Source organism: Vibrio eleionomae (assembly GCF_009874545.1).
GTDB lineage: Bacteria > Pseudomonadota > Gammaproteobacteria > Enterobacterales > Vibrionaceae > Vibrio > Vibrio nitrifigilis.
The window spans coordinates 1-13,916 of record NZ_WEKT01000040.1 but is presented as its reverse complement, the minus strand read 5'-3'; the positions used below and the strand labels follow the sequence as shown (position 1 = coordinate 13,916).

The 13,916-nt window shown below is 39.9% G+C and carries 12 protein-coding genes; 3 read left to right on the top strand and 9 right to left on the bottom strand.

The features are described from left to right. Positions 1-2: 2 nt before the first annotated feature. The 3 genes from F9817_RS17135 to F9817_RS17125 all read right to left on the bottom strand — a co-directional run bounded on the left by F9817_RS17135 (position 3) and on the right by F9817_RS17125 (position 3,394). Positions 3-1,586 (bottom strand): GMC family oxidoreductase, encoded by a 1,584-nt coding sequence (locus tag F9817_RS17135; protein ID WP_161157382.1) that lies wholly within the window; start codon positions 1,584-1,586, stop codon positions 3-5. Next, on the bottom strand, positions 1,586-2,107 hold the full coding sequence (locus F9817_RS17130; protein WP_161157381.1) for a sugar dehydrogenase complex small subunit: 522 nt from the start codon (positions 2,105-2,107) through the stop codon (positions 1,586-1,588). Before F9817_RS17130 ends, F9817_RS17135 begins: the two co-directional genes overlap by 1 nt. Before the next feature lie 396 nt (positions 2,108-2,503). Then, the gene (locus tag F9817_RS17125; protein ID WP_161157380.1) at positions 2,504-3,394 is read right to left on the bottom strand and encodes a LysR family transcriptional regulator; all 891 of its coding nucleotides are present in this window, start codon (positions 3,392-3,394) and stop codon (positions 2,504-2,506) included. Positions 3,395-3,594: 200 nt separating this feature from the next. On the opposite strand from F9817_RS17125, the gene F9817_RS17120 reads away from it, so the two are divergent. Continuing rightward, entirely contained in the window at positions 3,595-5,712 is a 2,118-nt protein-coding gene (locus tag F9817_RS17120) for a TonB-dependent siderophore receptor (RefSeq protein WP_161157379.1), read from the top strand. Between the two features lie 76 nt (positions 5,713-5,788). Here the strand turns inward: F9817_RS17120 and F9817_RS17115 are convergent, their stop codons facing one another. Further along, positions 5,789-6,133, bottom strand: coding sequence for a hypothetical protein (locus F9817_RS17115; protein WP_161157378.1), 345 nt, complete (start codon positions 6,131-6,133; stop codon positions 5,789-5,791). 407 nt (positions 6,134-6,540) lie between these two features. After that, complete coding sequence (locus tag F9817_RS17110) at positions 6,541-8,523, bottom strand: diguanylate cyclase (protein ID WP_161157377.1); 1,983 nt, start codon at positions 8,521-8,523, stop codon at positions 6,541-6,543. Between the two features lie 293 nt (positions 8,524-8,816). On the opposite strand from F9817_RS17110, the gene F9817_RS17105 reads away from it, so the two are divergent. After that, entirely contained in the window at positions 8,817-11,000 is a 2,184-nt protein-coding gene (locus F9817_RS17105; RefSeq protein WP_345789744.1) for a diguanylate cyclase, read from the top strand. Positions 11,001-11,663: 663 nt separating this feature from the next. On the opposite strand, the gene F9817_RS17100 is transcribed toward F9817_RS17105, so the two are convergent. Both F9817_RS17100 and F9817_RS17095 read right to left on the bottom strand, forming a co-directional pair. Beyond that, on the bottom strand, positions 11,664-12,170 hold the full coding sequence (locus F9817_RS17100; protein WP_161157375.1) for a hypothetical protein: 507 nt from the start codon (positions 12,168-12,170) through the stop codon (positions 11,664-11,666). Further along, a complete protein-coding gene (locus F9817_RS17095; RefSeq protein WP_161157374.1) occupies positions 12,167-12,859 on the bottom strand; it encodes a hypothetical protein in 693 nt (230 codons plus the stop codon). The genes F9817_RS17100 and F9817_RS17095 overlap by 4 nt, the downstream gene beginning before the upstream one ends. Before the next feature lie 130 nt (positions 12,860-12,989). Here F9817_RS17095 and F9817_RS17090 point away from each other — a divergent pair, with 130 nt between their 5' ends. Continuing rightward, positions 12,990-13,550: a recombinase family protein gene (locus tag F9817_RS17090; RefSeq protein ID WP_161157373.1), complete on the top strand. Its 561-nt coding sequence runs from the start codon at positions 12,990-12,992 to the stop codon at positions 13,548-13,550. Positions 13,551-13,561: 11 nt separating this feature from the next. On the opposite strand, the gene F9817_RS17085 is transcribed toward F9817_RS17090, so the two are convergent. Next, positions 13,562-13,798 (bottom strand): hypothetical protein, encoded by a 237-nt coding sequence (locus F9817_RS17085; RefSeq protein WP_161157372.1) that lies wholly within the window; start codon positions 13,796-13,798, stop codon positions 13,562-13,564. Beyond that, on the bottom strand, positions 13,798-13,916 hold a 119-nt coding region (locus F9817_RS17080; protein WP_161157371.1), incomplete at its 5' end, for an IS3 family transposase. The genes F9817_RS17085 and F9817_RS17080, both read right to left, overlap by 1 nt.

The following is a 13,916-nucleotide window of genomic DNA, read 5'->3' as shown; positions in this document are numbered from 1 at the left end:
GATCATGCCTCCTTCATTAGCGTATCAGCAATACGTAGTGATAATGCTGCAATCGTTAAGGTACAGTTGACCGTGCCGACAGTTGGCATAGTGCCAGAGCTGGCAATAAACAGGTTGTGGTGATCATGAGTACGACAGTTTTTATCTACAACGCTATCTTTGGGGTCATCCCCCATAATGACTGTGCCACAAATATGTTGGTTGTTAGCAAATGAATCACTATATTGAACGTCTGTAGCGCCCATTAACTTAGCAATTTTGGTATAAGCTTCTCGAGTATGCACCGCGCTGCGTTTTACGTAATCGTCAATGGCATAATAAAACTCCGGCTTAGCGATCCCTAATGCGTCTTTACCATTACTGCTTGGAATAATACGGTTTTCTGGATGTGGTAACAGCTCATGAAAACTGTCAAATTGCACGTAACGCGAAGCACGGTCGCGGATTTCTCCATCAAGATGTGAACCAATCAAGAACGTATCTTCCGCTAGGATCTCTTGGGTCATTTGATCCGTGCGCGATAAGTTGGATAAATGAATTTTCTTACCAGCATAATCAGAACGAAAGTCACCGTCACGCCAGCCAATAATAGACGTCATTTCTTGAGCGCCACGGCCAGGCCACAGCTTTTCATTAGCAAAAAAGCGGATGCCTGTTCCGGGGTGGTCCATCAGATTTCGACCAACCATATCTGAGCTATTACCCACATCAGACATTAACATAAGTTTTGGTGTTTCAATGCCGTTCGCAGCCAGCACAAAGTACTTACCTTCTACTTTTACCGATTCACCTTCGGGCGTTTTATAATGCACAGCTACGATACGGTTATCCGCGCCTTTTTCTATCTTATAGACCACAGCCTTATCGATAATCCGAGCACCAGCCGCTTCGGCTTTCTCCACATGAGTAATGCCGTTATACATCGCCCCAATTGGACAAATTGGCATGCAATTATTGTTACCACAACATGTTGGTCGATCATCATAAGGACGGCTGTTACGAGCAACAGGCTCGGTAACAACATAGAAGCCATTATTGTTTAATCGGTCTTTGATCGTTTTTTCGTTGTACGAAATAGGTAATGGTGACATTGGGTAAGGTTTAGAACGTGGTGAACCTAACTCCTCATCACTTGGCCCCCAAACGCCGAGCTCTTCTTCTGCTCGCTGATACCAAGACTCTAAGTCTTTATATTCCAAAGGCCAATCACGCCCTACGCCATATATGGATTTCAATTTAAAATCACTAGGAATAAAACGCCAAGCAGATGCCGCCCAATGCCACGTTGTTCCCCCGACAGCACGAATATATTGTGCATCGTAAGCTTGCTCACCTTTTTGGATCAAGTAACCGTTATCTGGATTCATTTCAGGGTGAGGCGCATATGGCGTTGATGGGTACGGCGCCATGAAGTCCATCTTATTGGGCTGATTACGAAAACGCTCAACAATTTCACCTCGGGTATAGCGAGGCCCTGCCTCCAAAATCAGAACATCTTTACCTGCGCGCGCCAATTCGTTGGCAACTAGGCCACCAGCAACACCGGAACCCACAATAACGTAATCGGCTTTTTTAATCGTGGTCATTATGCTTTTTTCTCCACAGGTTTAGCGGCCCAGTAGCCAGGTTTATTTGGACAATAAGAACGAATCTGCAATACATCATCTACAGCTTCAAATTCCAGAGCATGCCGATACGTAATCACTTTGGCATTCACACCTTGACCAACAATACCTGTATACCAAGCAGAGAGAATAGCTTTGGCTGTGGTTAAAGAATGTGGTGTTAAAGAGGATTCAATTTTCGTTGGTGGCAGCGCTGCGATCTCCTTCGCTAACGCATTTAGATCTGAATCAAATTGTGGAATTTGGTGACTTAACGCTTCATAAAAACGATCATGAAGAATAGGTAATAGGTCGCTACGACCCGTTAATATTTTAGACACAGTGACGAACACATTATCGTGCGTCACATTCAAGGGGCTTGCTATTACTTTCACAGGAACAGCAGAGACTAAAGATACAACGCCTAACGAAGCCGCACCTTTTAGCACCTTACGTCTCGCGACTTGTAAGTCACTCAACGCTGGAGATTTTTTGTTATACATAGCTCACTCTGACACTTTAATGTTAAAAATGGTCATCAAAAAGTTAATTAACAATAATTACATCACATTAATTATCGTCACTTTTTGTTAACGAGTTATTAAATGATATAGCAAAAACATCTAAATGTTAATATTTGTAACAAATAAACCAGTCAACTGCATGAATCGTAATCGAAAATAACAACCTATAAATTTTATAAATGATAGTAGCCAGGTAATCATACTTATATCGTATATTATAATAGATAAAAATAAATTAGCTAATTTTATTAAAAAAGTCTTTTTATATCATAATCTTAAAAGACAAATATTAAGAAAGGCTTGATAATAAGAGAATAGACCAGAGGTAGCATGCCGCTATTATTTAAACGGCACCACTAGGCAGTATAACAAAATCTAATTGGAATGACGCGCCAGCAATAACGTTAAAAATGAGTTAAGAGCTGGATTGTCAGCCGATTTTTTATAAACAAAATTGAGCGTGATTGTCTTTGTGAGATTATCTAATGGCATAAACTCAACTAATGGAGAAGGCCGAGAAGCATGTCGTTCATTCACCAACGCAATACCGGCTTGTGCCGCCACCAATCCCAACATAGTTCCTTCACCATGCGCCCATTGAACGTTACTAGGTAGCCAACCTAACTGATGCAACACCATTTCCTGCCACTCAAAATATTGCGGATCCGCACTTCTGGCAAAACGCACGGCTGGTAGTTGGTTAAGATCATCGATACTCATGGATGAAGAGACCTTACTGCTCCAACTGACTGGATAAGCGAGAACTAACCGATCACGTGCCACTTCTTTGGCCTCATATTCACTAGGAAGTGGGCTGAATGAATAAATAAATGTACCATCAATTTGATCAAGTTCTAGGCGTTTGAGCAATACCGCGGGGCTGTCAGAAAACATCTCCAGTTCCACTTTATCGTTACTGCTACGAAATTGATTCATCACTTGTGTCACTTCACCTCCCCACAGTAAAAAATCAGGAGCACCAAGCCCTAACGAGCCATATTCCGTATTCGCAAACTGTCGTACTTTCGCATTAGCTTCGGCAATCTGAACCATAATTGGCCCTAGCCTTTTCTGATAAATCTCGCCAGCTTTATTTAACGATAACCCTTTGGGCAAACGATCAAATAACTGTACACCTAATTCTGTCTCTAGCTCTTTGATTTTTTTTGATATCGCAGGTTGTGTAACATGCACTTTTTTCGCAGCGAGACGAATATTTTGAGTTTCAGCAACAGCCAAAAAATATTTTAGGTGGCGTAATTCCATTAGGGCACTTCCAAAACGGCATCGGTTGATAACTATTTATCAATTACATTAATTACAAATAGGAAGCATTATCATCTTCCAAGTAGAATGCTCCATTATATAAGAATTCACCTCCCCCCAGAAATAAATCGTATTTCTAATGAATTCGCAGTGGGATTCACCTTTAACAAACGTAAAAATTAAAAATAAAGACGTGCATCATGAATAAAAATAAAATAATTATCAAAGGGTTGTGTTTAAGCATCGTAACTACAGTATCGATGAATCAGTATGCCCTTGCCAATGATTCAACACCCAGTAATGACGATAAAGCGCAAGATACCATCGTCGTCACTGGTCAATATACTGCAGACGAACCGGTCGATAGTGCCGTCGGTTTAGGGTTACGAGATAATGAGATTCCACAATCCGTTAGCGTAATGACAGAGCAGCGTATACAAGATCAAAACTTAAATACCATCAAAGATGTTGTTGATAACTCCATTGGTCTGTCGACGATTCCTGCCGATACTGAGCGAAATACCTTTATTTCTCGTGGTTTTGAAGTCAGTAACTATATGGTCGATAGCGTGCCGCAACCATTAGGCGATCTCGGTGGTTCAATTGGTCAATCCATTATTGATCTTTCTACCTACAACCGTATTGAAGTTGTGCGTGGGGCAACCGGTTTGATGACTGGCGCCGGCAACCCTGCCGCTGCCATCAACTTTTCGCGAAAGCATGCTGATAGCTCAGACTTCACTGGCTACGTGAACGTAAAAACCGGCAGTTGGGATCAACGTGAACTGAGTACCGATTTATCGAATGGATTAAATGAAGAAGGTACAGTTCGCGGCCGCGTTGTTGCTAAATATCATAAAAACAATTCCTTTATGGACCGCTACAGTAAAGAAACCAGCGTGCTGTATGGTGTTGTCGATGCCGATATAACCGAGGATACTCTGATCCGCGTTGGTGCTGGTATGCAAAACAATAATGCGCCAGGTGCAACTTGGGGTGGACTCAACGCTTTTGACTCAGATGGTAACAAAATTGATTGGAGCCGCTCAAAATCAATGGCGGCAAATTGGAGTTACTACAATACGGATTCAACCTATTACTTTACTAACTTAGAACACCACTTAGATAACGGTTGGCTGTTTAAAGCTGATTATAACCACACCCAATATAAGCAACATAGCCAACTTCTCTATGTCGGCGGTATTGTTGATACCTCTGATGAAGGCGCCTCATTAGGGACTTATGCACTAAAAAGTCGTTCAGAAAATAACATCGATAGTTATGATATGCAGTTAAATGGCGATTTCCAGTTGCTAGGACAGACTCACGAGTTTGTAACTGGCCTGCTCTACAGCGAACAAACCTTAAAACGTTATTACGGTTACGGTGCGAGCGGCTCTGAATTTGGTCAAAGCCTGTACGATTATGACGGCGATTATGCAACAACATTTGCCAATCCATCCCTGACGGCAGACTACACAACCCGTGAATTTGGTTTCTACGCTGCAGCGCGCTTCCACCTCACTGAAGATTTAAAATGGATTATTGGTGGTCGTGTATCAAACTGGAACCGAGATGGTTTGGGAACATCTGACTATGGTAAAGATGGTAAAGTTACCTCTTACACTGGATTACTTTACGATATCACCCCACAACATCGTGCTTATGTCAGCTACGCAGAGATATTTAGCCCTCAAGATAAATACGACGCCGACGATAACCTAGTTTCACCTCTAGAAGGTCATAACTACGAAGTAGGTCTAAAAAGTGCATTATTAGATAACACATTGCACACGACAATTGCGCTATTTAGAACTGAGCAAGATAACTATGCCGAAGCCACAGGAAGCTATACTTCAAGCGGCAATTACATCTACGAAGAAAAAGATATGACGAGTAAAGGCTTTGAGTTAGAAGCAACAGGTCAGATTACTGAGGGCTTAAAAATCAGCGCTGGTTATACTCAATATAAAGCACATGATACCAATGGCGATGATGTAAGTACCACCTACCCTAAAAAACAATTTAAGGTATTTACCACCTACAACTTTGTTTCTCTATTACCTGAACTGACCGTGGGCGGGGGCGTAAACTGGCAAAGCAAAATCTACCAAGATGATACCAGCGGTAATCGTACCGAGCAGTCTAACTACGCAGTCGTCAACTTAATGAGCCGTTACGATATTACGAAAAAAACGAATATCCAACTTAATATCAACAACTTGTTTGATAAAACATATTACAGCTCTGTTTACGCCGATGGCTACAACTACGGCGACCCGATGAATTTTACACTGAGCGTACAACATAACTTTTAAGTACAAAGTACAAGTTACAAGTACACTCTAAATTCATTTTACAACTCAGTGATCCACGTTCGTTGGATCACTTTTTTTACATCATAAAATCAAGAATGTTGTAATGAGAAAAACAGAGATAATAGGCCCCAAAGGTCACCCCTACGATAACCACGATATCGCAGATCAACCAAAGGACAGATTGTCGAGGATACTGCCTTTGAGCATTCTCAAATAGTGGCAAAATACCGTATGAACTGACTAAAACACCGACCATAAAAAAGAGCATTCCATCCCCTAAATTACTGGTCAGTGGAGTGGCCAATTCCATAATGCAAAAAGTGATGGTGAAAGCAATAAACGTTGCCCAATCAAACACCATAGGATTTAGTTTAACTGGTTCTTTTATCGAAATTTTTTCTCGATTAATGTGGTTTAACATATCGACGCCCTCTATCAGTTAGAACGTTAATACTGCTTATTTCGTTATCGAGTCTAAGTGAATAACAACTCAGTAATTGAATATTGATTCACACTCCTCATATTTTGAGGAAATCTTCGTTCTATTATGTGACCAATCACTTAATAAGACCTTCGGGAATTTCGAATCTTTACGGTACGTATCTTAAATATCGAGGCGCAATCACACTTTTATTTTCGATAGTTTGTACATCACAGAGAATATACCTAGACAAGATAGAGTTTCCCCATCAAACGGGCGAACAACTTGATGACGATAACCTACTGAGAATTAAAGTGGATTACTTGTTTGGAAGTGAGCAAAGGGCTATTTTCGATGTAAGCAAGATTAGGATTTGGTAGACAACATCGACAATAACCAGTTTTGGACTATTGACCAGACGTACATACTGCATTTTTCCCCCCTCGCTTCGCCTTATACATGTTTTTATCTGCAACAATCACCATCTCTTCAATTGTCGTAGCTTGATCAGGAAACAACGCAATACCAATACTTGCACTCACTTTTTCTCCCTCTATGTCAATTGATTGAGCTAATTCGTTAATGCTCATTTTCAACTTGTTCGCCAACTCTTTCGCAACAGCAAGATTGTCTACTCTAGGGAACACAGCAATAAATTCATCCCCCCCAACCCTTGATACGATGTCTTCAGCTCTAATATTGTCTTTCATAGCATTCGCTACCTGTTGCAGAAATTCATCACCGATGGCATGCCCTAAAATATCATTCACCGATTTAAAGTTATCTAAATCGATGAACAGTAGTGCTACCTTATGACTTTCTCGAATAGCCTGGGCCAAAATATGCTGACAGTGCTCATAAAGCAGTTTTCGATTAGGTAATCCGGTGAGTTGATCATGCATCGCTAGTTCAGACATTTGCAGCTCAATATGCTTCCTTTCAGTGATATCCGAATTACTTGCACGCCACCCTAAGAATTGTTGTTCTTTGTTAAATACAGGCTTTCCTGTATGGCTTATCCACCTCTCAGTGCCATCACGTCTAAGAATACGAAAATCGACATGGACAAATTCTCGCTGCTGTTCAGATGCTCGGATTGCCGATTTCACTTTTGGCCGATCGGAAGAATGAATAATCTGAAAAAATAGCTCAGGATGCTCAATAAAATCTTCTGCGCAGTAACCAGAAATACGTTCACACGATGGTGAAACATAGTTATAACTGCCATCTGGTGTTTTCCATGTTTCCCAATCGTAGGTGAAATCGGCTATGGCCTTAAAGTTTTGCCGCTCTTCTTTCAATCGCTGCGCAATATGTATGCGCTTAACGCTTATTTCAGCGATAACGGCGCTAATCACAGCCATCACGATCAGTAATATAACATTGGCTAACACGTAGAGCTTGGCGTTTGGGTGCACCAGTTTTTCTAGCGAAGCTGCCGGAATAAAGCTAACGGCTTTCCATATATACTCACTGGTGTTTTTGGCCCGCCCATCAAAAGAATCAGAGCTAATCGACATATTTTTTTCAAAAGGTCGTAATGTAACAAAGCTAATTAATCCTTCTGTTGTTAGCTTCTGGCCCTTATCATTATTAAGTATGTAATCACTACTGAGCGGATACCTATCTGCTATTGATGTTCGTTCTCCTTCAGCTAGATTGAAACGCCAATTTTCCCCTTTATTTTGAGAAACAATCACCACTCCCTGAGCATCCGCAAAAATATGGCGCCCTACACCGTGTACATCAACTTCAGATAATTGTTTAAACACATCTGACATAAAAATACTTATCACAACCACACCACTTTTCAGACCTGCGCGAGTAAATACCGAAGTAGCAAATTGAGTGATAGCGGCAGGTCTTCTGTTGGTTCTTTTATCAAATGAGAGAAACGAAATCGCGGATATATAGAGATGAGAACGAGACAAATTAATTGTTTTATCAAATAGTTGACGCTCAACTGCTGTATCGAGAGTCACATTCGAAATAAAATTAAATACTGGTACACCAAACTCGCTGATAGCTCCCTGCGTCATGGGGTTACCATTCAAATCAATAAATTTAATACTCTGGTAGTGGCTATTTTGTTGGATGAGGCGCAAGAAAAATTGCTTAACAAGGAGCATATCCTCACTGTAAGCACTTTGACGCCCTACTGGATAGGGAACATTCGACAATGAAATAAGGTCAGAGATAATCGATTTCATTTCACTATTGATGATGACTTGCTGCAATGCGACTGAGGCATCCTCTTGCTTTTCTACTAGCCTCATCTGATGTTCACCATCAATACGATAGTAAGATATTGAAAGCAAACCTACGATAAGAGATAAGGTCAAATAGCTAAGCAGAAAAAGTGAGAAACGATTATAAAGCTTATGCTTCAAGACTTATGTCCTTTCTTTTTCACTAATATTTTATCCTCATAAAATATTAGTCTATATCCCTAGCAATCCTGATCTAAAAGCGCATAATCCTGTATTTTGCTCCACTTTTGAGAATGGTTAAGCAAATTAACCTTATGAAAATCTGTTCAAATCTATCAAAACATGTCTGCTGACCGATTTGATAACGCTCTCCACAAAAATGAATTTTGGATCGACAAAAACAAAGCTTGATACCTAGTTTTGACTATGATTATTACATAACTCTTTCATTTAAAGGGCTAGTTTTGAATCGCGTGTCCTCCTTTTATACATTGATATTAATATCCCTTACCGGCTGGGTTGTATTAGGCTACGTGACGGTACGTGACCAAATTGATAGGCAATACCAACTGTCTGAGATGATTAATACCAGTGGCAAACAAAGAATGCTGTCTCAAAAAATCGCTTTAAGCACTACCTTGTTAGTTCATAGTGAAGGAGATGAACGTGCTCGTTTGTTACAACAAAAACAAGATTCAATTAACGACCTCTTAAAAAACCACGAGTATCTTTTGGCGCAGATCCACGATAGCGATATTCTTGATATCTATTATTCTCCTCCCTACTCAATCGATCAGAGTGTTAAAAACTATATTACGCTCGCATCTACAGTCCCGGACATTTCCGAACAGGCCAGTTATATAAAAGAAATAGCAAGTCATTCCTCTAAGTTACTTGGTAAATTAGATGTGGCGGTTAGTGCAATTCAAAACAAAGCGCAAGACCTTACTTTCAAAGTCCAACAACGCGAGCTTTGGATAGTCTTTGGCACCTTATGTACTGTTCTAATCGAGTTTATTGCGATTTTTTTACCCACTCTACAAAAGCTAAAGGCTAACGAATCTCAGCTATTAAAAAGCAAGAAAACCTTTCAGCGTTTGATTGAACTCTCTCCAGATGGAGTTCAAATAATTGATATGAATGGGAATATTCGCTTATTTAGCGAGATGGCTTCTCAGATGTTGGGATACCCTTATGAACGAATGAAACAACTAAAGATTTTGGACTGGGATTGTAAATTGTCCCCTTCTGAGCTTGATAACTTACTCGACGAACTCTCTGAGGACAACATCACTTTATTTGAAACCAAACATTTACGGCAAGATGGTTCTACCTATGATGCGCTCATCAGTGCTCGGCTCATTCAGCTTGATAACGAACAGATGATCTATGCGACCGTTAAAGATGTCACCTCGCTCAACAAGATGAAAAGAGAGCGAGAACTCTCCGCGATGAAGTTAAAAATTGCCGCACAATCCGCCAATATGGGAATTTGGCAATGGAACCCAGCGAATGGAGACATGGTTTGGGATGAAAAAATGTTTGCCATTTACGACGTAGACAATGTTTTGAGTTTCGATGATTGGCGAGAAAAGCTGATTGATGTTGATCGAGAGCGAGCAGTCTCCGAACTAGAAAGTGCCATAAGAAATAATCACAATTTCCAAACCACATTTTCTATCAAAATTTCTAACGGCTCTATTCGCACCATTCAAGCGACAGCGAAACCTTTCTTTGATGATCATGGTGAGAACATCATGTTAATCGGCACTAACTTAGATATTACTGATAGGTGCCGAATGGAGAATGAAAAAGGACGCTATTTAAAACTGATTGATAACAACATCATATCTTCAACGACGGATCTTAATGGCATTATTACCGAAGTCTCCCTCGCCTTTTGCCGCTTAACCGGATATACCAAAGAAGAACTAATCGGCCACAAACATCGCTTAGTTGCACACCCTGACACGCCTAAATCCTATTATGAGACCTTATGGTTGAACTTAAATGCAGATAAATCATGGTCTGGCGAAGTAAAAAACCGCAGCAAACAAGGGCGAGAATATTGGTTAAAATCTCACTACAGCCCAATATTTGATGAATCTAATGTTAAAATTGGCTATTCAGAAATAAGCCAAGAAATTACCGATAAAAAACGGGCTGAATATCTAGCTCACACGGATCCATTAACGGATTTGTACAACCGAACTCACCTTGATGAAGTGGCGAAAGCGGAAATTGAACGAGCTAAAATATACAAACAGCAATCAGCGATCATTATTCTAGATATTGACCATTTCAAATCAATTAATGATAACTTTGGCCATTTAACTGGCGATGACGTATTGAGAAGTATTAGCCATATTCTCAAGAATAATTGTCGAACCTCCGATTGTATAGGCCGCTGGGGAGGCGAAGAGTTTCTCATCGTATGCCCGAACATTAATTTAAATGCCGCGATTGAATTAGCCGAGCGACTAAGGCATTTAATTGCAACATATCACTTTAACAATGTTGGGCACATCACCAGTTCTTTCGGTGTGACCTTATTTAAGGTGGAAGACATCGATATCGACGACGTGTTCAAACGAGCTGACGCAGCTCTCTATGTGGCAAAAGAGCAAGGCAGAAACCGTGTGATGTCAATGTTATAGCTGTTTAATAAATTAAGATCCTACCCTATATCATTTCAATTCGGTATTAGCTTAAATAGTAAAGAATCGAGACATCTGACTGATGGTGATATTTTTTCATTGCTGCATGATTGAACGCCTGTAGCATGGGTAACTGCCCTTTTTACCGTTTGAACTTTCACAATGGCAGCCATCAGTACCGATTCCCACTAACACGTTATTAGTAGATATAGTATAGATTTTGCTATTGATCTAACGGACTAAAGAAATGAGTTTGATTAGGAGTTAGTATAAAAAGAGAAGAATTAGTATAGTTTGGAGTGCTATAGATATGCTTTATGCTTTATGCTTTATGCTTTCAGCGACAGATGTCGCTGAAAGCACTTTATAAATTTATAGCGCTTCATATACCATAACATCTAACTATTTGTATTTATTTGTTTTATTTATAGTATAGTTTTAGTGCACCAATACTATGGCTGTACTATTGGTGAAACCTTTTCAACGTAGTTTGGTAACTACTTGGTTTCAGTGGTATTTGATGCTTAGCTATTTTCTCTCGATTTACTTTTTCCACTCGTTCAACAAATTCTTGATGGGCTTCTGCAAAATTTATTCGGACACGGTTTGTTAAATACTCTCGAACCACAGCATCTAAGATTTCATCCAGTTCACTATCCATTTTTAACTTACGATTACCCTTTGCCACATGACTAGGCATGAGTGAGTTTTTCTTCCAACCAGACTCAACAAAGGCACTAACCCATCTCTCCAACGTTTTATAGCTAGGTGGCTATCATCCTTGAAGAACGTAGACTGATCTTGTAACCAAGGCTCCAACCACTTTTTTGTGTAAGCTGGTATTCCAGAATCGAGAACAGCTCTGACATAGGAGTATCTTCGCTCCATTTCATTCTCATATTCCGTAATCTTCACACTACGCTTTGGCTTATCTTTCTTGCGAACTGGATTGAGTAATAAAGCCGATGGAATGTCAGAAACCGTGGAAACGGATAACAACCCCGTATTGATATGTGACTCAAGCTGCTTTCTTGGAAAAGCAAAACTACCACCATGCTCTACATCTTTAATGGTAATTTCATCCGTTGATAGTGAACTAACTTGATAATAAGACTTCCTACCTCCGCGAAAAGTCTTAACCAAAACAAGTGCCGGATCTCTAAAGTTCACAGCGTGATTCTCCTTTTCAGCCGCTTCCTTATTGACTCTTGGGTAACAGGGCTAATTCGTTCTAAACCAGTTCTAGCACGCTGCTCATTATGCTCTGCCAATTTGTCGAGATAAGTATCATATACAACCGAAGTCTTTGGATTACCGACCAAACTCGCAATCACAGTGTTGATAAACTGGTCATGCTCTGAAGGTACTTTCGGAGTACGATTTCCTGCTTTACGATATCCAGGCATTAAACTCGCCGCATCGCCATTGGAATCAACATACTTCTTAACCCATCGGTACAAGGTAACAGCACTAGGCGGTTTACGATCTCTTAATTCGATAGATTTAATTGAGATATATGACTTAAATCTCTGTGGAGATCCCAAAGGAATGTCAGCTTTTAATGCTCCTTCAACATATTTTAGCCGACGCTTTTTTTCATCCAATGATTGCTTTAACTCTATTGGTGGCAGGTTATCCAATTCCTTTTGTATCGCATCCAATTCAGCCTGATCAGCAACACTAAAACGCCCTTCTTCAACCAAACTTTCAAGATGACTTTTCTGCAAAACGAATTCCGCATTTGTTTCTATATCGACAAGCGAGAATTCACCACGTTCGAGAACTCGTAACCTTAGATAAGACTTTCCTGACTTATCTTCTTTGGTCAGTAACACGCCGTCTGAAAGCAATTGTGTCATACGCATCTGTTCATATAGGGTATACCCTAAATCAACATATCTATTTCCTGATGAAACTGTTCATTTAGGGTGGAAAAGTAATTAATCAACACTATGTTCATTAAGTCTAGAACCTAAATGAGCAATTTCAATGAGTAAGATTGGTTATGCAAGAGTATCGACGGAAGCTCAGTCTCTAGAAGTTCAAGTCGAAAAATTGAGAGACGCCGGATGTTCAAAAATATTCACAGATGTAGCATCCGGTTCTAACACCAAACGTAAAGGCTACTTAGCGTTAATGGATTACCTTCGTTCCGGTGATAAGTTGATTATCACTAGAATCGATAGAATTGCTCGATCAGTGTTAGATCTTCAAAACCTTGTTTTGACCCTTAGAGAAAATGGGATTCAATTATCTGCAATTGAGCAACCCATTTCCACCGACTCCGCATCAGGAAAAGCCTTTCTAGATATGCTAGCTGTATTTGCCGAGTTTGAACTGAATATCCGGAAAGAGCGGCAGTTAGAAGGTATAACTGCAGCCAAAGCTGCTGGTAAATACAAAGGTAGAAAGCCATTGTCAGATGATATTAAGGAAAAAGTAAGCTCTCTTTACAACAATCATAATTCTGTCACATTTATTGCTTCAAAATTAAACATTTCACGCAACAGCGTATATAAAATATTAAAAACTCACAACAATATTAACTAGTTTTTTATTTCTTATATAAAAGCGGCAGCTCCAGAGAAAGTAAAACCTAAATTATATTCAACCTCATTACCAAGGCTCATATCTTCCCAAACTTCACTAGGACAGTTTGTTTGATGTAAAAAATGAACACCATAATAAGTGTTAGACTCAATAAGAGCATACGAATATGTTTTTTTAACAACTCGACCATTTATTAATAATGGTTGATCATCTTTTCTGATCTGCTCCAGCCAGACTGGACACTTCATTAAGCGACATTTTGCTGTTCAAAGTTAACAGGGCTTAGATACCCAAGAGCACTGTGCCTTCTTGTCCGATTATAATCAACCTCTATGTACTCGAAGATCGTTTGACGCATCTGGTCTC